Here is a 21,921-nt window from a genome sequence, read left to right on the forward strand (position 1 = left end):
GGTGTAAATGATGTAGCTGGCAAGACAACGATCAGTTTCCATGGACCAGCGGCTAATGTTTTGGCGGCATCCGGTCTGTTAGGTTATGTGAGTGATGGCAAACAAACCACTGTTGGCTTTGATGGGAATAGATATGACTTTGTAAGCCGATGGATTGGCGGTAATGGCTATACTTATGAGACAATACCTGCCGGCAGTAACTGGTGGACAGAATGGTGGAGAGTGACCATGAATCCCATAAGCTCCCATACCTGTCTTGGAGATGCGAGTGATAAGTGTACATGGCGTTATGGTTTATCTCATCGTGAACAAGTTCCTTCAAGTAAATCATGGAGTAAAAAATGAAACAAACCTTAAAATTATTAAGTGCGATAACTCTATTGAGTATAGCTGGATGTCAGTTTAATAAGCCTCCTTCAGGATACTTGACTGCTTGGGAGAAGCCAGGAGCAGATTTTACTGAAATAGGAAAAGCATTATTAGAATGTGGTATGCCAACGCCTTATGATGTATTTCCAGAAAATAGAAAGCAGAGCATCAATGCAAAAGCAACAACTTATGCTTGCATGATTCAATCAGGATTCCGCTATAAAGATGAAGAAGTAGCAAGAGCGGGTGGCCCATGTTATACTTTTAGAGCCGAAAACTTGCCCATTTGTCGTCCAGGTGCTGTGATCCCGAGGCCCAGTGTCAAGAAGCGCTTAAACAGCCCTTTTTGTAAAAAATATAAAAATGCACCTGAATGCAAACCTTAAGTCTTTCTTGTGATGATCAACAATTAGCCATCCTTGCCTTCGCTTGGAATGGCGCGATTGTTTCCTCAAGCAACCATTTCAATATTGTTCACCGTTGTTTTAAGTAGCGATGACAGAAAATATCAACAAGCTTCCGAGCTGTTTTATAGTAAATAAATCCATTGAAAGAGGGAAAAAATGAAGAAAATCTTAAAACTATTGAGTTGCATAGCTCTCTTAAATACAGCTGGATGTGTTAACCAACCTCCTCCATCAACTTTAGCATTATGGGAAAAACCAGGTGTCGATAAAGCGATGATCCAACAATCCTTATCAAAATGTGGTTGGAAACCAGTCTATGCTTCTTCTAGTGATATGAATTCGTATGCAAATGAATTTGCCTCAGTTTATGAGTGCATGAAAAAAGCAGGTTTCCGGTATAAATTGCAAGATTCAAAAGGGATCTATTTTACACAACCTCCAAAAAGTGGCTCATTCCTAAGCAATTTAATGATAGCTGGATATCAGCAATTTATGGACAATGATACCTTTGGTGTGACCAACAAAACGAAACAGGAAGGCGCTTTACTAACGCATTTTGAGGATGAAAGAAAACGTCAGCAAAAGCAAAAAGCTTTACAAAAGCGATCACCAAAGCGTCCTCCCCATCGTTAAAAAGGTCGTTGGATAAAATCACGAATGAAGTAGAGGATCAAAGCTGTTTCCTTCTTTATCCACGCAACGGGCACTTTTAATTTGGTGGTTAAGATAGTCGACAATAAGGCAGGGTGAGGTTTCATTACGGGGGATGCGTATTTTGAAGCCAAAGTCGTGGGGCAATCCACAGGATACGTTAAGCGGTTTGAACGAGGCTGGCGCATCTGGCAGTATGGCAGTGGGCTTTAAGAAAGCAGAAGCTTCTTCTCAAGCTTTCACCGCGATGAGCACAACAATAGAAGCAGGACGCGCTGTCAACATGCAAGCCCACAAAGGCAGCATCCATGGTGTTGGAGCCGATATTATCGCTGGTACCGCGCCGGCAGAAAAAAACAGCCTGACCACAGGAAGCATTAGCACCAGTGACATCAGCAACAGTGCGCATGCTCAAGCCAGCAGCGATGGGATCAGCATTGCTGCGGGTGGTCCAATGTATCAGGGCAAATATGGTGTCGGGAAAAACATTGCCAAAAATGTCTTAGATCATTCAAAAGCTAAAGATTCAGAGGAAGGATACACCAAATCTGCCATTAGCGATGGCACCATCGTCATTACTGATGAAGCAGGGCAGAAGGCATTGACAGGACAAGACGTGGAACAAGCAATCGCCTCCCTTAATCGAGATACTGCCACTGCCCATAAGGGTGTACAACAACTCGATGTAGGCAAGCTGGAACAAATCGTCCATGAAAACCGTGAAATGGTAACGCAACTCTTAGAAGAGGGGTTTAAATACAGCGATGACTCCTATAAAACCATGTTTATCAAAGAGCATCCCATCGCCGTGGTCGACCGTGATGAAAAGGGTAATATACTCTATGAAATAGATGAAAATGGGGTACCTATAAGAGATGCTCGTGGACAAAATATCCCTAAGTTTCATTATTTAACGGATGAAGAAAAGCAGCATTTGCAAGCCGGCTCTGATGGCAAGGTGCATGTGTCCCTCAATGGCATTTTTACACCACCCTATGAGGCGGCTGTTTATGCAGAGCAACATGCGGAGAATAAAAATGTACCGCTTTATTTTGTTGTGTTTCCCCAAGCCGATTCTGCTATCTCAGAACTCTTGGTAGCAGGTTATCAGAAGTTTATGGAAAATAACTTTTGGGGTTTGACCAATTCCACACAAGAAGCAAAAGATATAATGTCTCGCTATGGTAACACAGGATTGCATTTTGATGCCCATAGTCGTGGCAGTTTGACAGGCTTTAATATGATGAATTCTTTCAAACAAGAAGGTGTAAATGATGTAGCTGGCAATACAACGATCAGTTTCCATGGACCAGCGGCTAATGTTTTGGCGGCATCCGGTTTGTTAGGTTATGTGAGTGGTGGCAAACAAACCACTATTGGTTTTGATGGGAATAGATATGACTTTGTAAGCCGATGGATTGGCGGTAATGGCTATACCTACGAGACAATACCTGCTGGCAGTAACGTTTGGACAGAATGGTGGAGAGTGATCATGAATCCCATAAGTTCCCATACTTGCCTTGGAGATGTGGGTTATAAATGCCAAAAGTTTTACGGCTCATCTCATCGTGAACAATTTCCTTTAAGTAAATCAAGGAGTAAAAAATGAAACACATTTTAAAGTTATTAAGTGGAATAGTTTTGGTGAGTGTAACTGGATGTAATATCGATAAACCTCCTCTAGGAGAGATAGCTACGTGGGAGAAAAATGGTGTTACTGATTTTACTGAGGTAGGAAAAGCCTTATTAGAATGTGGAATGCCAACCCCTTATGATACTGATCCAGAAAGCAGAAAGCTCAGCTACAATGCAATAGCAACCATAGAAGCTTGTATGATTCAATCAGGTTTTCGTGATAAAGTGGGAGGGGGAACTTGGTGTGTAAATCATAAAGCCGAGGATCTTCCGATTTGTCGTCCAGGTGCTGTCATACCACAGCGCAGTGTCAAGAAGCGCTTAAACAGCCCGTTTTGTAAAAAATATAAAAATAGTCGCAAATGCCAGCCTTAAGTCTTGCTGTTTGTGATGATCAACAATCCGCCATCCTTGCCTTGGCTTGAAATGGCGGGATTGTTTCCTCACGCACATTATTTAACGGATGAAGAAAAGCAGCATTTACAAGAAGGTGCTGATGGCAAGGTGCATGTGTCCCTCAATGGCATTTTTACACCACCCTATGAGGCGGCTGTTTATGCAGAGCAACATGCGGAGAATAAAAATGTACCGCTTTATTTTGTTGTGTTTCCCCAAGCGGATTCTGCTATTTCAGAACTTCTGGTAGCAGGCTATCAGAAGTTTATGGAAAATAATTTTTGGGGTTTGACCAATTCAACACAAGAAGCAAAAGATTTGGTGTATAGCCATGGTATTACAGGGTTAGAACTTTATGGCCATAGCCGTGGTACCATGATATTGGGGAATATGCTGTATTCTTTCAAACAAGAAGGTGTGCACGGTATAGCCGACAATACGAATATCAATTTCTATGGAGCAGCCTTTAATGCTTTAGTTGCATCCGGTCTGTTAGGTTATGTGAGTGATGGCAAACAAACTACCATTGGCTTTGATGGGAATAGATATGACTTTGTAAGCAGAGTGATTGGCGGCAATGGCTATACCTACGAGACAATACCTGCTGGCAGTAACTGGTGGAGAGAATGGTGGAGAGTGACCATGAATCCCATAAGTTCCCATACCTGTCTTGGAGATGCGGGGCGTATGTGCAACATGCTTTACGGCTCATCTCATCGTGAACAAGTTCCTTCAAGTAAATCATGGAGTAAAAAATGAAACAAATCTTAAAATTATTAAGTGCGATAACTCTATTGAGTATAGCTGGGTGCCAGTTTAATAAAACTCCCATATCTTCTATAGGGGCATGGGAGAAGCCAGGAGCAGATTTTACGGAGATAGGAAAAGCCTTGTTAGAATGCGGTATGCCAACCCCTTATGATAAGGATCCAGAAAGTAGAAAGCTCAGTAATAATGCAAATGCAACCATTGATGCTTGCATGCTCCAAGCGGGATTTCGCTATAAATATGATGTGGGGGGAGGCTGGTGTGGAAATCATAAAGCTGAAAACTTGCCCATTTGTCGTCCAGGTGCTGTCGTTCCACAGCGAAGTGTCAAGAAGCGCTTAAACAGCCCGTTTTGTAAAAAGTATAAAAATAGTCGCAAATGTCAACCTTAAGTGATGGAAACAATGCGCCATCCTTGCCTTCGCTTTGAATGGCGCGATTGTTTCCTCACTTTCATTATTTAACGGATGAAGAAAAGCAGCATTTACAAGTTGGTTCTGATGGCAAGGTGCATGTCTCCTTTAATGGCATTTTTACTCCACCAGAGGAAGCCGCTGTTTATGCTGAGCAACATGCGGAGAATAAAAATGTACCGCTTTATTTTGTTGTGTTCCCCCAAGCGGATTCTGCCATATCAGAACTTCTGGTAGCAGGCTACCAGAAGTTTATGGAAAATAACTTTTGGGGATTGACCAATTCCACACAAAAAGCAAAAGATTTGGTGTATAGCCATGGTATTACAGGGTTAGAACTTTATGGCCATAGCCGCGGTACCATGACATTGGGAAATATGCTGTATTCTTTCAAACAAGAAGGTGTAAATGATGTAGCTGGCAATACAACGATTAATTTCTTTGGACCAGCTTATAATACTCAAAACATGGCAGATATATTATATATCTTAAGTGATGGAAAGCAGGATTATGTAAACTTGGAAAATCATAAAAATGACTTTGTGGGTACAAAGATTGGCAAAAATCCTTACACTTTTGAGCAAATACCTCCTGGAAGTGGTCCCTGGAAAGAGAGAGGACAAATATTTAAGGGCTACCCCAGTGTCCATGCTTGTTATGGTCATGCAGGTTATGCGTGTACATCGCGCTATGGTTTACCTAATCGTACGCCAATTTATTCAAAATATTCAGGGAGGAAAAAATGAAACAAATCTTGAAATTATTAAGTGGTCTCATTCTGTTAAATATTGCTGGATGTAACATTGATAAGCCTGCTCCAGGGTACTTGAGTATGTGGGAGAAAAATAGTGTTACTGATTTTACTGAGGTAGGAAAAGCTTTGTTAGAATGTGGTATGCCAACGCCTTATGATGTTGATCCAGAAAGTGAAAATATAAGCATTAATGCTAAAGCAACAATTCATGCTTGCATGCTCCAAGCAGGATTCCGTTATAAAGATAAGTTGGGAGGTAATTGGTGTTATACTTTTAGAGCCGAAAACCTTCCCATTTGTCGTCCAGGTGCTGTCATACCACAGCGCAGTGTCAAGAAGCGCTTGAACAGCCCGTTTTGTAAAAAGCATCCAGAACAACCTGAATGCAAGCCTTAAGTCTTTCTTGTAATGACCAACAATGCGCCATCCTTGCCTTTGCTTGGAATGGCGCGATTGTTTTCTCAATCTAACATCTCAATATTGTATGTAAAGCAATATGGCGTAGAATGTACTTAGTAATCCTATAACCAGGTTGCGATACAGGACGGTTTTTGTTACCATCCAAGTTGATGAGCTTGATAAAGCCTTGTCCATCCTTACGTGACAAGTTTTTTTTATGCCGCGTCACTTTGACGTTGCTGTTTCGCTTGCTCAATGACATTCAAAAGATCCGATTGTAACCAACGCGATAAAAAACCAAATTTTAAAGGTTTTGGGAGAGAGCCATTAGTAACATGACGGCGGAATGTTGAGACACTCATATGAAGCAGTTTTGCACTTTCACGGTCTGTTAAAAGAATATCATTTTTTGTCATAATAAAATCCTTTCACTATAAAAAAATGGCAACAAATCATAACTATTTATTAACCACATTTTGGTTCATTTTTGAAGGTATTTTATTTATAGAAAACAATATTTTATCATACAATTTCTTATGTGATAAATTATGAATCTTATTGAGAAAGAATGAGAGATAAGAGAGCTAAAGTTATCCACAGATAAGGGGGTTATGCACCCCATATCTTAAGATTGACCGGTGACATAAGCCGCCCATTTATCCATATAGACACGACGCTGTTCTAGATAGTCGGTACGACGATAGGCACGCTCTACTTTACCGCCGACCGTATGACTTAGAATGGTTTCAGCGACCTCATAGGGGGCATCGGTTGTTTCAGCGAGCCAATTGCGTAAACTAGAACGAAAACCATGGGGGCAGGCTTCAATTTTATTTTTTCTCATATACGCAGCCATCATCGTATGTGAAAGAGGACCACGACCGGTAAGTGAAAAGATGAAATCACTTTTAGAGATACAGCGGGCTTGTTCAATTACTTTTATTGCTTCTGTTGATAGAGGCACGCGAAATTCTGTTGTCGCATCACGCTTTCCTTTCATATTCTCAGCGGGGATTGTCTAGATATCATCTTCAATCTGATCTTTATGAATATGACGCAAAGGATTGCTACGAACCCCTGTAAGGATAAGCAGACGCAAAGCTAAATGTTTTATAGTTGTTGTTTTGCAGAGAAATTGGTAAAAAGCCGGCACATCTCTCCAATCCATGGCTGGTAAGCTTTGTTTTTTATGACGTTGTTTGCCTAAGAGAGCTTTTGCTTTTTCTACTGCTTGTAAATCAACATCTAACCCTAATGCAGCCGCATGTTTGAGACAAAGATTAAGACGCATTAGTGCTGTTCGAGCAGTTCCAGCTTTTGTATGCCAAATGGGAGAAAGCGTATCGCGTATCTCTGTTTGTGTAATCTCTGAAACGGGGAGGCAACCTAATTTAGGGAGAATGTAAAGCCGCAAAGGTGAAAACCAATCACTAGCCTTACCATCATTTTTTAATTCAGCTTTACGGCTTTCAAAAGCATCTAGAGCAATATCTTTTAAATAATGGAGATTGCGCATTGCCTCACGCTTTTGTTTGTTGCGTTCTTTAATGGGGTCACGCCCCTCACGTAAAACAGCCCGCCACCCAGTTGCCAATTCACGGGCTTGTTTTAAAGAAACATCTCGCAAGGCACCCAAGCCCATTTCGCGGCGCCGACCATGAATGGTATAACGATAAAGCCATTGAGCACCTCCATCTTTACGTTTGTGAAGAAGCAAGCCGGCACCATCATTATATTTTTCAGCTCCCAATGTTGCGACAGCCCTTGCATTAAGACGATTCATAAGAACCATTTTTACTCCTTTCTTGTACAATTTTTACCCACACATCAACCCCGCTTGTGATGTGCAAGTAAGTGGTTTTGATTGATTCAAGATAAACAGATTTGAAATGAGAGAATCCTACGTTATTCGGGGGTCTAATTCAATATGAATAGAGCTAGATTATCATTATAAATCAATATCTTGTATCGGTCAAAAAAATACTTTTTGTTGTTTCAATATAAAAAAGATTTGAAATGAGAGAAGCTTACAGTATTTGAGATCTCTCACTCAAGTGATGAAATGATAAATTATTATAAATCAATATGTTATCTTATAAATCTGTATTTATATTTGAAAATTGAAAACTAAAATATAAAGATATAAAAATAATATTATAGTAAAAGGTATTTTTTTTCTCTATCCATTATGCTCAACAACCCATGTGAGGGAAGGGGGATAATTTCTTATAATTTTAGCGCTTCGAATCTATGCAATATTTTGCAATGAAATTGTTCCTTTATTGAAACTTCAAAAAGAAGATTAAAGAGTATCTATACAATGATGAAAAAAGAAGGGGAAAACGGAAAATTATTGATAACTGAAGAAAATAATAATATTTTTCTTCAAAAGGTGTTGACCAAATGAAAAGTCAACCGTATGTTCCCTTCACTTTCTGCAAATTAGATAGTCTACAAACTAGATAGCTTGTGTGAGAGCGCGTAGCTCAGCTGGTAGAGCAACTGACTTTTAATCAGTAGGTCCAGGGTTCGAATCCCTGCGCGCTCACCAACTTTAAATAATATCAATAGACTATACAAAAATTTAAGAATCTTTCTCGTTTTGATTCTTTTTGAAGTTTTTTATTGATTCTATAATCAGTCATTTTCTATCAGATGTTTTGGAATAGAGCGATGCTATGCTGTCTCCTGTCCAAAAATAAAGAGCTTTAAGCTTACGATACGGTTGTACCTGCGTTGGCAGCAAATGTGGTTGCTCCTTTTCTCAATCCATAGATTGATTTTTTAATACCTACTGCATTACATGATTCGCAAAACAAGTTGCTAAAATCACCACTTATTCACAGTTTATATTATGAAATAACTTTTCTATAAGATGTTGATTTGTTTAATTTTCATTCTTTTAAACATCTACTATAGTACATTTATTTCTTACAAAAATCATAAAAAGGTTAACAATGTGTTAATTTTTTGATAAAAGGAGCCAATTCAAGGGTGGTATATGCGCGAGGGAAATCATTTAAAAACGTAAATTCTTCCGTCGCATATAAAAAGCGTGACAGCGTGACGTGGTTTTTACAGTAGTACTTAACAGAAATAAGTGGACTGAATAGATGCCTTCAAATAGAAAAAAGAAATTTACTTTTATTATTAAACCATCACTTCAATTGTTTTCTATGATCGTCATTTCTCAGTCACTGGTATCTTGTTGCGCAAGCCAAACTATGAATTTTTCAATAAAAGATTCCTATCATAATAAACCAATTGACGTAAACACTTCTGTACTACCTCAACAAGTATCCAATAAGAAGAATCAATCGGAAGAAAAAAAGCGTGGACGAGTTGTTGTTGGTAAACCTTATCAAATAAAAGGAAAGTGGTATTATCCTCAAAATGATCCAACTTATAAACGTGTTGGCGAAGCATCATGGTATGGTTCAGATTTTCATGGGCGTTTAACTGCCAACGGTGAAATTTATGACATGAATCTTTTGACTGCTGCTCATCCTACAATGCCTTTACCTAGCTATGCTCGTGTTACTAATTTGAAAAATGGATCTTCAATCATTGTTAGAGTGAATGATCGCGGACCTTTTATGAAAGACAGAATCATTGATTTATCAAGGCAAGCTGCGGCAATACTGGGGTATGTAGATAGGGGGGTTGCAGATGTTAAGGTAGAATATATTGCTGAAGCACCCGTTGGCTATTATGATGGTGCATATTTAATGGCCTCTTATACTCCTGGAAATGCTGCCTCGTATTCATTAGCGTCAGAAAATGTTTCGAAAAAAAGAGAAACTGTTTTGTTAAAAGACAAGCGCAATACAGGAAACAAAGAAGGATTAGCTAAAGCAGCTGCTGTTGAACAGGAACAACGTAATAAAACTGTTGCAGTTAAATTGCCAGAAATTGGTCCTATCATGGTTGATAAGCCGATGCCATTCGATCAAGTTGCTTCTATAAATAAGCTAAACAAAAAAACAAAGGTCAATTGGCTACAACTGTTTTAAGAAAATATGCGTTGATTTTTTATCTATATAATTCTCTAGTAAAAAAGATAAGAACTTACGGATTTAGTGGAAGGTTTTCATCTTAAAGCGCGTTGTCCTTTTAAAAAAGCGTGGTTGGGTGCTATTATAAATTCAATACGTTCTTTCCGCTCCATTACTGGTCTATTCGTCGTTTTATGATATTTCTTGCTTTAATAAAGCGCGTACTTTTCTTGCTGTAATAGCTTTTGCTAGACGAGGGGAGATTATTGTATCAGTCTGTTTGTGTAATCTCCAAAGCAACTATACAATCAATTTGATAGGAATAAAAAGCTTGAAAAATATTTTCTTTTGATTCGGTTTTGCAGCTTTCCAAAAAGCATCCACGGTAATATCTTATGAAGAGATTATGCATTACTTCATGCTTTTGTTTATCATGTTCTTTAATGGAGTAAGTCCCCTCACGAGAAACAGAGCGTCTCAAACAAAATACACATACATTGCCAATTCACGTACTTATTTAAAAGGGAAATATTTCAACACGTTACAAGCCTATTTTACGATAGCGCCTATGAATGGTATGATTGGTAACGCCTTTAGACATCACTATCTTTACACTTATGAAGATATAAACCGACACCATCGTACACTTTGTAAACCTCCAATGTTTTGTGCGATAATTTTTAACACTTGAGAGGTTGATAAGAGGTATTTTTATTCTCTTTTTTAATAATTTTTATCCATATACGAACTTTACTTATGACGCGTAAGTAAGCGAATTTTATTAAATTCAATATGAAAAGAAATATAACGAAGAAATCTTACAGCATTTTTAATAATATATAAGTTAAAATATTATAATTTTTATAATAAACAATGTACTATAAATATAAAACAAAAAACTTAAAAATATTTTTGTCTTTGTATACTTTAAAATATTAAACTAAACCTATGTAGAAGATAAAAAGTTCATCATATTACTTTTGATAAAGTTGAATAAAAATAAAGTCTTTTCTTGAGTTGTCAATAATTCCTCAATTTGCGGAAATAAAAAAGTTTTTTCCTATATAAGATTCTTTATGTTGATCTTTGGGATGGGAGGAGAAGCTATGTATACAACATTAAGGATCTTATTGACTTTATGGGGGATATTGGCATTTGACACGTGGGGGAGAGCAGAAGGTTTTCAAATTTCTGCATCACAATTGTTGTTACTCGATGATGATACAGGGACAATACTTTATGAAAAACAAAGTGATATTCCTTTTTTTCCTGCTTCATTAGCAAAATTGATGACAGTGGAAGTCGTATTTCATCACTTAAAGGAGGGAATGTTAAAGAGTACGCAGAAATTCAAGGTCAGTGAAAATGCTTGGCGTAAAGGTGGAGCACCTTCCGGTACAACCACTATGTTTGCAAAGATAAAGACAGAAATCAGTGTTTCTGATCTTTTACGTGGTTTAATTATTATGAATGGAAATGATGCTGCTATTATTCTTGCTGAAGGAATATCTGGACATGAGGCTCATTTTGCAAAACTGATGAATCAGCGCGCGAAAATAGTCGGATTATCTCAGAGTCATTTTGTTAACGCAACAGGGCTACCCGAAGATGGACAATTTGTAACCGTGCGTGATATGATTATATTAGCACGTCATATTGTTCAGGAATATCCGGATTATTATGCACTTTATCGTGAGCCTCATTTTACGTGGAATAATATTTTTCAACGTAATAAAAACCCTCTTATTTCTAAGGAAATTGGTGTAGAAGGATTTGGTTTTGGCTACAGTGAAAAAGAAGGTTTTTCAATGGTTGCCACCATTTCTAAAAATCATCGACGTCTTTTTTTAGCAATCAATGGTTTGCAAGATGGTAAAAAATATACAAAAGAAATAGAACGCATTCTTCAATGGGGAATGACAGCATTTGATCTCAAAACGATTTTCATAAAAGAAGAAACGGTTGGTCGTGCTTCTGTTTATGGTGGTACGCAAAATTTTGTTCCACTCATTGTTAAAAAACCAATAAGTTTTATGCTTTCGAATGAAAAAAAAGTAAATGTTAAAGCAAAAATTAAATATCATGGTCCATTGAAAGCTCCTATCGTTTCTGGACAATCAGTTGGCGTTATTCAAATTTTAGAAGATAAAAAGGTTCTTCTGGAAAAACCAGTTTTTGCCGGAATGAATGTTCAGGAAGGAAGTTTCTTTGCAAAAGTAAAAAATGCATTCTATGAAATAACAATTGGATGGTTACGGAAATATTTGTAGTTACGTGCTAATAAGGTTAAGGTCATACGTGTCAGGTTATTTTATTACATTCGAAGGAGGGGACGGGGTAGGAAAAACGGTGCAGATTTCTTTACTTGCTGAGTCTCTCTCACACCAAGGTTATGATGTTGTCACAACACGAGAACCAGGGGGAACGCTAGGAGCAGAAGCAATCCGGCATATTTTATTGTCAGGGCAGGCGCAACATTATGGACCGTTGATTGAAGCTGTTTTGTTTACAGCCGCACGTGTCGACCATGTTACCGAGGTTATCGCGCCTTCTTTGCAAAAAGGTAAAATCGTTTTATGTGACCGCTTTATTGATTCTACACGCGTTTATCAAGGACTCAATGATACAGTCAGTTCTTCTCTTCTTGCTGTTTTAGAGTGTATTGCACTCAATGGTATCTTGCCCCATTTAACATTTTTATTAGATATGCCAGCAATGTGTGGTATGAAACGTGCAAATTTACGAAGAAAAGAAACAGAAGAAATTGATTATTTTGAAAAAGATCAGTTGGAAATTCAAGAACAAAGGCGTCAAGCTTTTCTTCAATTGGCCAAACAGGAACCCCATAGATTTCGAGTCATTGATGCTACTGGCTCAGTGGAAGCGGTTGCACATCAAATAAAAAATATTTGTCATCAGGTATTGTTGGATAAGCTTTCATGAGTAATGTAAATATCTTACGCCAATATGATGATATTGATACAATTTTATCACCATCCCAGAATGATGTTGTCTTTGGTCATGAGGATGTTCGTCATTTTTTGACACAAATGCTTAAAGAAGAGCGTTTGCATCATGCATTGTTATTTGAAGGAGAATATGGGATTGGAAAAGCTACTTTAGCCTTTCATCTTGCTTGGAACATTTTAAGTTCTCAACAGGAGGCTTTCTTGAAACCCGATCCTTATTCTACTCCATGGCGCCAAATTACACAAGGAAGTCACCCTGGTCTTTTGTATATTTCACGTCGATTTGATGTAAAAACGCAAAAGTTTAAAACAGGAATACTCGTTGATGATGTCCGTGATATTATGCATTTTTTAAGCCGAACATCGCAAGATAATGGATGGCGTATTGTTATTATTGATTCTGCAGATGATATGAATAGAAATGCAGCAAATGCAATTCTCAAAATACTTGAAGAACCACCTTCAAAAACGTTATTTGTTATTATCGCGCATTCTTCAGGAAAATTGCTTCCAACAATCCACTCACGGTGTCAAAAAATTTCTTTTCGTCCGTTGAATAACGATGAAATGAAAAAAGTTATTATACATATTTTTGCCAATCAGAACTTACCTGATGAGAAAACAATTGAAATAATTATTAAAAAATCTAAAGGAAGTCCTCGAAAAGCTGCTTTACTTATCTGCCATGACGGTCTTGAAATTATTAAAACAATTGATGCTCTCTTAGAGAAACCTGTTTGTAACGCAACGATTGTACATACTCTTGCACAAACATTTTCATCTGTTTCTTCTACATTCCAATTTCAACAATTTTGTGATGAAATTCTTAATAAAATTCAAAAAAAAGCTATCATGCTCGTTGAAAAGGGTGACTTATTTCTCTCAAAAAAATATGCGGAAAAATGGCAAGAGATTCATCAAGAAATAGAGGAAATACAACTGTTTAATCTCGATAAAAAGCAGTTTGTTATTAACTTACTTTTTAAAGTTCATAAGATCATTCATGAGGATTAGTTTTTCCGTGACAATACGATGAACAGACGTTATGTCATTATATCTTTATATCTTTTATTTATAGCGTTTTACAACGAGTATGACATGCGTGACACATATTACATAACAACTCCCATTTTTTATCCTAATGGTGCCCCACATATTGGACATGCCTATAGTGCAATTGCAAGCGATGTCTTAGCCCGCTTTCAACGATTAAACGGAAAAAATGTATTTTTTCTTTCTGGTACAGATGAGCATGGTCTAAAGATGCAACAAACCGCAGCAGCATTAGGTATGACACCTCAGCAACTTGCAGATCGTAATAGTGCTGTGTTTCAAAAAATGCTTGCAGTATTAAATTGTTCTAACGATGATTTTATTCGTACGACAGAAGAACGCCATTACCAAGCTTGTCAAGAAATTTGGAAAAAGATGGAAGCAAATGGCGATATTTATCTCGGTCGTTATACGGGGTGGTATTCGGTTCGCCAAGAAGCCTATTATGAAGAAAAAGATACGGAAATTGGACCAGACAACATCCGCCGTGAGAAAGAATTAGGCTCTCCAGTTGAATGGAATGAAGAAGAAAGTTATTTTTTTAGACTTTCTCATTATGAAAAGGCTCTTCTTGAATATTATGAAAAACATCCTGATTTTATTGCTCCACTTGAGCGGCGTAATGAAATTATAAGTTTTATAAAATCAGGTTTAAAAGATATCTCTATTTCACGCGCAAGTTTTAACTGGGGCATTGCTGTTCCTGAGAATCCAAAGCATGTGATGTATGTCTGGGTTGATGCGCTTACAAATTATCTATCAGCAATTGGTTTTTTCAATGAAAATTCAAAAAAACGTGATTTTTGGCCTGCAAATACGCATATTATTGGTAAGGATATTATTCGTTTTCATGCAGTTTATTGGCCGGCATTTTTAATGTCTGCTGGAATTGAATTGCCTAAAAATATTTTTGCACATGGTTTTTTACTTAATCGTGGTGCAAAAATGTCAAAATCTATTGGAAATGTCGTTGATCCTTTTGAAATGGTTGATCATTATGGTCTTGATCAGGTCCGTTATTTCCTTCTCCGTGAAGTACCATTCGGACAAGATGGTAGTTATAGCCATGAAAGCCTTGTGAACCGTATTAATGCTGATCTTGCTAATGATCTTGGTAATTTAGCACAGCGCTGTTTGTCTATGATTGCCAAAAATTGTAATGCACAAGTCCCGAGACCAACTTCATTTTTAGCTCAAGATAAACAGCTTTTAGAACAATCTCTTCAAGTACTTGAAACTGTACATCAAGCTATGTCTTCTTATAGTATGCATTTAGCACTTTCAGCTATTTTTTCAATTGTAGCAGATGCCAATCGCTATTTTGCCAACGAACAACCTTGGAGTTTACGTAAAAATGACCAAGAGCGATTTTCTACAGTTCTTTATATCACTGTAGAAATCTTGCGGAGAATAGGAATTATGCTTTTACCTTTCATACCCCAATCAGCAGCGAAACTTCTTGATAGCCTTGCGGTTGCTGAAGATGATCGGTTATTGTATCATATAAGTCACTCAAAAATTCAAGAAGGGCTTGATCTTCCACCACCAGAACCGATTTTTCCTCGTTATATCTTGAAGAAAGAAGATACTTATCATGTTGATTGATACACATTGTCATCTTGATTTTGAAGATTTTTCACAAGATTTGGATAATGTTATCCAACGGGCTTTAGATGCTGACGTTAAACGTATGATAACAATTTCAACCCATGTTCATAAGTTAGATAAGCTGTTAGCCATTGCGCAAAGCTATGATCAAGTCTTTTGTTCTGTTGGAACACACCCCAATCATGCGCATGAAGAACAAAATATTACAGCGGAAGAGCTTATACAGCTCTCGAATCACCCTAAAATTGTTGCGTTTGGGGAAGGGGGGCTTGATTATCATTATGATTATTCTACACCAGAAGAGCAAAAGAAAGTTTTTCAAGAACATATCATTGCTTCTCGAGAAACACAGATTCCTCTTGTTATACATTCACGCAATGCCGATATCGATATGGAGACAATATTACGTGAACAGATAAAAGAAGGAGTTTTCCCCTTTATCCTTCATTGTTATTCGTCTGGAATACAACTTGCTCGTGCTGGAATCGAACTTGGTGGTTATATTTCTTTTTCAGGTATTCTTACTTTTAAAAATGCACTTGAAATCCGTGAAATAGCAAAAATTGTGCCCCATGAGCATTTGTTAGTGGAAACAGATGCTCCATTCTTAGCACCTAGTCCCCATCGGGGAAAAACAAATGAACCATCTTTTGTATGCTATACAGCAGCTGTTTTGGCTGAAACAATTGGCTTAAGCATTGAAGAAACAGCTCAAATAACAACGCGTAACGCTTTTCGTTTATTTAGTAAAATGAAATAAGGCAAAAGATATGTGTGATCAATACCGATTTACAATATTAGGTTGTGGTCCTTCTCCAGGAGTGCCACGACCCAATGGTGATTGGGGAACATGTGATCCGAATAACCCTAAAAATAAACGCTACAGAAGTTCTTTATTAGTTGAACGTATTAAACCTTCAGGAGACAAAACAACAATCGTTATTGATACAGGTCCAGATTTTCGCTCACAAATGATTGATGCGCGTGTAAGCCATCTTGATGCTGCTCTTTACACACATTCTCATGCAGACCATATCCACGGTATTGATGATTTACGCAGCTATGCACTTGCACAAAAATGTTTAATAGATATCTATGCCGACAGATTTACACTAGAGCATCTCAAAAGTGCTTTCGGATATTGTTTTCAAACACCAAAAGCTTCATCTTATTCTCCCATTTTAAAAGAGCATCTTATCAATGAAGATAGCCAATTTATTATTCATGGGCAGGGCGGAGCAATAAGCGTCAATACATATTTACAACACCACGGAAACATTCATTCCTTAGGTTTTCGGATTGGGAATGTTGCCTATTGTACGGATGTTAGTGAATTTCCTGAAAAAACTTTATCCAAATTAATGGATTTGGATGTTCTCATCATTGAAGCTCTTCAATTTAAATCCCATCCGAGTCATTTTTCTGTTGATCAAGCATTACAATGGATAGAATATTTAAAGCCAAAACAAGCAATACTTACACATATGGATAGATCGCTGGATTACAACAAGGTTATAAATTATGTTCCATCCCATGTAAAACCTGCATATCAAGGTCTTACTTTTGAAACAGATACGTAAGCTTATTATGTGCAATATTTTAAGTTAAATAAAATACTTTTAGATTTATCCTTTATTTTATTTCAATTTTGACATATTTAGTGCTTTTTTATGTCAAAAATGAGGCTTTTATGTATAAGAATTTTAAGCGGGGTGTATGTATTGTGGTTTTAGCGGTTTCCTTGACAGCATGTGGAGGGCGTTTAGAAAAAAACATTTCAACGACAACATTACATGACGGATCAATGAGTTGTGCCGATATTCAACGGGAGTTTTTTGCTAATAAACGTCAGATTAATGATACAATTGCAGAGCGTTCTAAAGCAAGAAATAAAAACGTGGCCTTAGCAGCAGCAGGTGTTGTATTTGTACCTGCTTTGTTTTTTATGGATGTAAAATCAAGTGAAAGTAATGAAATTTCAGCTTTAAATAATCGTAATGCTGTTTTGAGTGATCTTGCACGTATGAAACGTTGTAAAATAGTACAGTAATTTTTATTATTTATACGACGTAATTTCATCACAACTATTTTGGTCTTTGAGGAATATTCTCAAAGACCGAATATTTTAATGTGCGGTTCAATTATTATCGCCATTACCATAATTTTTTTTAAAAAGTGAGTTGTACGATTATAAATATGATTTATGTTTTAAAGTAGGGTTTGCTTTATTTTTCTGTATCGTATTATCGCATAATCTATATTATGGAACTTTATGGAAGGAGTATATCTAGCACTAGCATTAGCACTTTGAGGAACGTATGTTTGAAAACTGTGGTGAGCTACTTTTAAAAACTTGATGACCTTTGAAGTTGTATGATTGAAAATCGAGCCTGTTATTCTGGCTCGAAAATTTCAATCACGATGTTTTTTTATTTTTTACTCTTTTAAAAAAAATCATCACAATTTGTAGTATTATGAAAGCTAAAAACAATATTCCATGAAATAACGGTACAAATGGCTGATAAATAAAATCAGAATAATATATTGTTATTGCTTCAATCAATGCTGCAATGCACCACACAATGATACCCCATAATGAATACATCCAAAGTCCAACTAAGGCAATAGGATAGAGAATAGCCAATATAGCTGATGCAACTTGCCACTGCCAAGGCATAAGATCAAAACGCCATAGAATACCTGGAAAAACACCAACAAGGCGTATCCAATAACAAATACCTAGGACTAAGCAAATGAGTGCCAAAAACCGTAAATAACAGTTATAGATTAAATTGATTTTTGAAATCCGTTTGTGTGAATTATTTTTCACAATAATAACTCTTGCTCAACAGGTTGGAAGTAAGAATCTACCATTTCATCTGTCACATTTGAAAGTTTATCTGGCTGCCATTGAGGTCTTTTATCCTTATCGATTAACATAGCACGTATACCTTCATGAAAATCATGTGAATTAATCATATGATGTGCAATACGGTTTTCAATTTTCATACAATCTTCCAACGTTTGAGATGAATTTTGTTTCATTTGTTTCCAGATAACTTTTAAACTTATCGGAGAACGTGACTGCAAAATATCATAACATTCTTTAGCAAATAAAATACCTTCATTACTTTTTTTATGTAGCAACTCAAGACATTCTTCTAAGGTATGTGCACTAAAACAAGTGTTAATAATACAACGTGTTTCATGACTCGTTTCATAGTCTTTTGTAATTGCTCGCTCGTTTAAAGCTAAAGTAGGATCTCCTTGCTCAATAATAGCTTTTCTAATCATATCGAATTCAATTTCAGCAACGGCGTGTGTTGCTAATCCTAAATTTAAGCAATCTCCCCACTTTATGCGTGCGCCCGTTAATGCAAGATAGATGCCAAAATGATTGGGAAGAGATGGTAAGAAAAAACTTGCACCTACATCTGGAAAAAATCCAATTGCACCTTCTGGCATAGCAAAAACTGTATTTTTTGTAACAATTCGATGCGAACCATAGAGAGAAATACCTACCCCTCCTCCCATCCAAATACCGTTTAAGAAAGAAATGTAGGGCTTTGAAAAATGTTTAATATAAGCATTTAAACTATATTCATCACTAAAGTATTGACAAGCAGAGGCACTTTTCCCCATATGGTAGATTTCTACAACATCTCCACCAGCACAAAAAGCACGCCCCTCCCCTTCAATTAAAACACAAGAAACATTATCATCTATTTCCCATGTCCTGAGAGCTTTTTTTAAAGCTGAAACCATTCGTTGATTCAGAGCGTTTAATGCTGAAGGGCGTGTGAGCTTTATAATACCAGCACGCCCTTCTTTCGTAAAAGAAATATCATCATCTGCTCCAAAATCAATTTGCATCTTACACCCTTCTTAAAACAACTATTTATTGTTTTTTTATATTTTTTGCCCCAAGTTGAGGAAATATTTGCATGATTGCGCCAATACAATATATATAAAATCCTGTTACTGAAATTCCTATTTTAACCCAAGAGGGAGCCTCTAGTTGATAAAAGAATGCAGAAACACCAAAAAAACACCATAAGAGAAAAATTGGAAAATTAACTCTGCGTAAACGAAGGACTCTTACTGGATGGATAAAATAAATTGGCAAAAAAGATATAATCGCCGATAAAACAATAATGATAAAAGTAATCCACTCTCCCGGTCTTACGACAAAAAGCGTAAAAATCATCATATTCCAAACAACAGGAAATCCTTTAAAAAAGTTTTCTTTGGTTTTCATGCTAGTATCTGCATAATAAATAGCAGATGAAATAACAATAATTGCACTCAATGAAAACGATAACCCTACCCCCATAAAACCACTTTGATAGAGTGCAAAAGCAGGAATTAAGACATAAGTCACGTAATCAATAATATTATCTAACAGCTCTCCAGACCATGTTGGAAGAACGTATTTAACATCAAGTTTGCGTGCAATTGGTCCATCTATACCATCGACGAGAAGTGCAAGCCCAAGCCAACAGAACATAGCTGTCCATTCTTTTTGAGAGGCTGATATAAGAGAAAGAAACGCTAAAAATGATCCCGAAGCTGTTAGTAAATGAACAGAAAAAGCCTTTGCTTGTGGCATTGTTACTTTTTTATGGCGTAATAATTTAGCATTTGTTTTGATTTTCTTTGTTAGTTTACGTTTCAAGGTTTTCTTATCCTCGTTTTTAAAGTCTTCAACCATCTATCAATACGCCATTTTTTGCCGATGATATAACCCAGCATTTAAAAAAATCATAAAAAGGTTACTTTTTTATATCGCATTATTTATTACATACTATAATAGAAGAGCTTCATATAATAAAAAGAGAGTGATCATTTGGAAATGTTAAAATATTTTCTCAATGGATAAAGGTTCAAATCGTTGTGATATTTGAAAAGAAAGAGCATAAAGATATTGCTGTTATTGGTGCAGGTCCTGTGGGAATGTTGTCCGCACTGAGTCTTGCACATGAGGGGTTTTCTGTTTTTCTTGTTGGCCCCCCTGCTCATACAGATGAATTACGGACAACTGCTCTTATGATGCCTGCAGTACGCATGCTTCAAAAACTCAATATTTGGAATAATATTCAAAAATATGCTGCTTCTTTATCCTACATGAGAATTGTAGATATAACTTCTAGAATTGTGCATGCTCCTACGGTGCATTTTTCTTCTGCTGAAATTGGTGAAAAAGCTTTTGGCTATAATATACCTAATGTAAAATTGAACAGTGCTTTAGTCGATGCTGTTACACATACGCCCAATATTACAAGATTTGTTTCGGCAGCCAAATCTTTTCATCACACAAAAAACCATGTATGTATTACTCTTGCTGATCATAGAGTCATTCAAGCACCACTTGTTGTTGCTGCTGATGGACGTCACTCTCTTACACGTGCCGCAGCAGGAATAAGTGTCAAACAGTGGAATTATCCACAAAAAGCACTTGTTCTCAACTTTTCTCATGAGTTTTCTCATCAAAATACATCAACCGAATTTCATACAGAACATGGTCCATTTACACAGGTTCCTTTACCAGGGCGAAGATCTAGTCTTGTATGGGTTGTTCATCCTTCTCGTGCTGAGGAATTGTTGAATATAGAACCAAAAGAAATTGCAAAAATGATCGAAAACCAAATGCAATCAATGCTTGGAAAGCTAAGCTTAGAAACATCAATTCAAGCATGGCCGCTTTCAGGACTTCTTTCTTATCATTTTGCTGCTAATCGAACAATTTTAGTGGGTGAAGCCGCTCATGTTTTCCCCCCTATTGGGGCACAGGGATTGAATTTAGGATTCCGTGATGTCCAAACTTTGATTGATATTTTACTCAATAAAATGTCCAATTCTAACTCTGAAATGATTGTTGCGCATTATAACAAATGCCGCAAACCAGATATATTAATCCGAAGTGGAGCTGTTCATACACTTAACTCTGCTCTACTTTCTCATATGTTGCCTATTCATATCATACGAAGCGTTGGGCTTGGTTTGTTACATAGTTTTTCACCATTACGTAATTTATTTATGCGCGAAGGAATGTATCCCAGTTGTGGATTCAAGGAAATTATGCAAATATTTCCAACAAAATCATCTAAACAGCTCTACTGAGCAATAATGGATAATAACGTAAAATAAACAAATAATAATAAGTGAATAAGGTATCAATAACCACAGAAAAATTATTTATATTTGAGATTTTGTAATAAAACATGTAAAATTAGTAGTACTATACATCATTTTTTATTAAAAATTATTATATATATTTAGCATACTAATATAAAATAAGAAAAAAATAATTATAATAAATATATTTCTTATATATTTGTATATAATATCAAAATTACAGATAAAAAACTAATAAGCATAATAATTAAGTTAATTATAGACTACAAATGGAATTGTAAAGATATCTTGCTAAATCATGTCTGTTAAATTTTACACTATAAAGCAAATGAAAAATAATACCATTTTGAAATAGTTATTTTATAACAT

At 36.5% G+C, this 21,921-nt stretch carries 20 protein-coding genes, 1 tRNA gene and 4 pseudogenes; 19 read left to right on the plus strand and 6 right to left on the minus strand.

What is annotated here, in order from left to right:
- The 9 genes and pseudogenes from ACFIKB_RS06715 to ACFIKB_RS06755 form a co-directional block, all read left to right on the plus strand.
- Positions 1-345 (plus strand): annotated as a pseudogene (locus ACFIKB_RS06715) (filamentous hemagglutinin); the annotation flags it as partial.
- Entirely contained in the window at positions 342-755 is a 414-nt protein-coding gene (locus tag ACFIKB_RS06720) for a hypothetical protein (protein ID WP_019219059.1), read from the plus strand. The pseudogene ACFIKB_RS06715 and the gene ACFIKB_RS06720, both read left to right, overlap by 4 nt.
- Positions 756-932: 177 nt before the next feature.
- A complete protein-coding gene (locus ACFIKB_RS06725; protein WP_375653105.1) occupies positions 933-1,409 on the plus strand; it encodes a hypothetical protein in 477 nt (158 codons plus the stop codon).
- Positions 1,410-1,767: 358 nt separating this feature from the next.
- Positions 1,768-3,036: pseudogene (locus ACFIKB_RS06730) on the plus strand (filamentous hemagglutinin); the annotation flags it as partial.
- Positions 3,033-3,437, plus strand: coding sequence for a hypothetical protein (locus ACFIKB_RS06735; protein WP_273791333.1), 405 nt, complete (start codon positions 3,033-3,035; stop codon positions 3,435-3,437). The pseudogene ACFIKB_RS06730 and the gene ACFIKB_RS06735, both read left to right, overlap by 4 nt.
- Before the next feature lie 15 nt (positions 3,438-3,452).
- Positions 3,453-4,217 carry a filamentous hemagglutinin gene (locus ACFIKB_RS06740; protein ID WP_375653106.1) on the plus strand — a complete coding sequence of 255 codons (765 nt, stop codon included), beginning with the start codon at positions 3,453-3,455 and terminating at the stop codon, positions 4,215-4,217.
- The gene (locus tag ACFIKB_RS06745; RefSeq protein WP_375611045.1) at positions 4,214-4,618 is read left to right on the plus strand and encodes a hypothetical protein; all 405 of its coding nucleotides are present in this window, start codon (positions 4,214-4,216) and stop codon (positions 4,616-4,618) included. The genes ACFIKB_RS06740 and ACFIKB_RS06745 overlap by 4 nt, the downstream gene beginning before the upstream one ends.
- 38 nt (positions 4,619-4,656) lie before the next feature.
- Positions 4,657-5,385 (plus strand): filamentous hemagglutinin, encoded by a 729-nt coding sequence (locus ACFIKB_RS06750; protein WP_375653108.1) that lies wholly within the window; start codon positions 4,657-4,659, stop codon positions 5,383-5,385.
- Positions 5,382-5,789: a hypothetical protein gene (locus tag ACFIKB_RS06755; protein ID WP_375653109.1), complete on the plus strand. Its 408-nt coding sequence runs from the start codon at positions 5,382-5,384 to the stop codon at positions 5,787-5,789. The genes ACFIKB_RS06750 and ACFIKB_RS06755 overlap by 4 nt, the downstream gene beginning before the upstream one ends.
- Before the next feature lie 218 nt (positions 5,790-6,007).
- Here the strand turns inward: ACFIKB_RS06755 and ACFIKB_RS06760 are convergent, their stop codons facing one another.
- Positions 6,008-6,208: a helix-turn-helix transcriptional regulator gene (locus ACFIKB_RS06760; RefSeq protein ID WP_375653111.1), complete on the minus strand. Its 201-nt coding sequence runs from the start codon at positions 6,206-6,208 to the stop codon at positions 6,008-6,010.
- Between the two features lie 209 nt (positions 6,209-6,417).
- Positions 6,418-7,584, minus strand: a pseudogene (locus tag ACFIKB_RS06765) (tyrosine-type recombinase/integrase).
- Positions 7,585-8,267: 683 nt separating this feature from the next.
- Between ACFIKB_RS06765 and ACFIKB_RS06770 the strand changes: the two are divergent.
- Positions 8,268-8,343: transfer RNA gene (locus ACFIKB_RS06770), tRNA-Lys, on the plus strand.
- Positions 8,344-8,433: 90 nt separating this feature from the next.
- On the opposite strand, the pseudogene ACFIKB_RS06775 reads toward ACFIKB_RS06770, so the two are convergent.
- Positions 8,434-8,620, minus strand: a pseudogene (locus ACFIKB_RS06775) (integrase); the annotation flags it as partial.
- Positions 8,621-8,905: 285 nt separating this feature from the next.
- Between ACFIKB_RS06775 and ACFIKB_RS06780 the strand changes: the two are divergent.
- The 8 genes from ACFIKB_RS06780 (at position 8,906) to ACFIKB_RS06815 (ending at position 17,467) form a co-directional block, all read left to right on the plus strand.
- Positions 8,906-9,805, plus strand: a complete 900-nt coding sequence (locus ACFIKB_RS06780; RefSeq protein WP_375653112.1) for a septal ring lytic transglycosylase RlpA family protein — start codon at positions 8,906-8,908, stop codon at positions 9,803-9,805.
- Positions 9,806-10,893: 1,088 nt separating this feature from the next.
- Positions 10,894-12,057 (plus strand): D-alanyl-D-alanine carboxypeptidase family protein, encoded by a 1,164-nt coding sequence (locus ACFIKB_RS06785; protein WP_375636091.1) that lies wholly within the window; start codon positions 10,894-10,896, stop codon positions 12,055-12,057.
- Between the two features lie 28 nt (positions 12,058-12,085).
- Entirely contained in the window at positions 12,086-12,730 is a 645-nt protein-coding gene (gene tmk / locus ACFIKB_RS06790; RefSeq protein WP_375644820.1) for a dTMP kinase, read from the plus strand.
- Positions 12,727-13,770, plus strand: a complete 1,044-nt coding sequence (locus ACFIKB_RS06795; protein ID WP_375644821.1) for a DNA polymerase III subunit delta' — start codon at positions 12,727-12,729, stop codon at positions 13,768-13,770. The genes tmk and ACFIKB_RS06795 overlap by 4 nt, the downstream gene beginning before the upstream one ends.
- A gap of 84 nt (positions 13,771-13,854) precedes the next feature.
- Positions 13,855-15,414 carry a methionine--tRNA ligase gene (gene metG, locus ACFIKB_RS06800; RefSeq protein WP_015856397.1) on the plus strand — a complete coding sequence of 520 codons (1,560 nt, stop codon included), beginning with the start codon at positions 13,855-13,857 and terminating at the stop codon, positions 15,412-15,414.
- A complete protein-coding gene (locus tag ACFIKB_RS06805; RefSeq protein ID WP_375644822.1) occupies positions 15,404-16,177 on the plus strand; it encodes a TatD family hydrolase in 774 nt (257 codons plus the stop codon). Before metG ends, ACFIKB_RS06805 begins: the two co-directional genes overlap by 11 nt.
- Positions 16,178-16,187: 10 nt before the next feature.
- Positions 16,188-16,997 carry an MBL fold metallo-hydrolase gene (locus ACFIKB_RS06810; protein ID WP_375644823.1) on the plus strand — a complete coding sequence of 270 codons (810 nt, stop codon included), beginning with the start codon at positions 16,188-16,190 and terminating at the stop codon, positions 16,995-16,997.
- A gap of 110 nt (positions 16,998-17,107) precedes the next feature.
- A complete protein-coding gene (locus ACFIKB_RS06815) occupies positions 17,108-17,467 on the plus strand; it encodes a hypothetical protein (RefSeq protein WP_375644824.1) in 360 nt (119 codons plus the stop codon).
- A gap of 366 nt (positions 17,468-17,833) precedes the next feature.
- Here ACFIKB_RS06815 and ACFIKB_RS06820 read toward each other — a convergent pair whose 3' ends face one another.
- Genes ACFIKB_RS06820 through pcsA form a run of 3 tightly spaced genes read right to left on the minus strand, consistent with a single transcriptional unit; the run spans position 17,834 to position 20,128 of the window.
- Positions 17,834-18,247: a DUF6163 family protein gene (locus ACFIKB_RS06820; RefSeq protein ID WP_375644825.1), complete on the minus strand. Its 414-nt coding sequence runs from the start codon at positions 18,245-18,247 to the stop codon at positions 17,834-17,836.
- Positions 18,244-19,290, minus strand: coding sequence for an enoyl-CoA hydratase/isomerase family protein (locus ACFIKB_RS06825; protein ID WP_375644826.1), 1,047 nt, complete (start codon positions 19,288-19,290; stop codon positions 18,244-18,246). Before ACFIKB_RS06825 ends, ACFIKB_RS06820 begins: the two co-directional genes overlap by 4 nt.
- Before the next feature lie 25 nt (positions 19,291-19,315).
- Positions 19,316-20,128 carry a phosphatidylcholine synthase gene (gene pcsA, locus ACFIKB_RS06830; protein ID WP_375636099.1) on the minus strand — a complete coding sequence of 271 codons (813 nt, stop codon included), beginning with the start codon at positions 20,126-20,128 and terminating at the stop codon, positions 19,316-19,318.
- Positions 20,129-20,310: 182 nt separating this feature from the next.
- Between pcsA and ACFIKB_RS06835 the strand changes: the two genes are divergently transcribed.
- On the plus strand, positions 20,311-21,537 hold the full coding sequence (locus ACFIKB_RS06835) for a UbiH/UbiF family hydroxylase (RefSeq protein ID WP_375653113.1): 1,227 nt from the start codon (positions 20,311-20,313) through the stop codon (positions 21,535-21,537).
- The last annotated feature ends 384 nt before the right edge of the window (positions 21,538-21,921 follow it).

The organism is Bartonella sp. MR110HLJHH (assembly GCF_042194225.1).
Lineage (GTDB): Bacteria > Pseudomonadota > Alphaproteobacteria > Rhizobiales > Rhizobiaceae > Bartonella > Bartonella grahamii.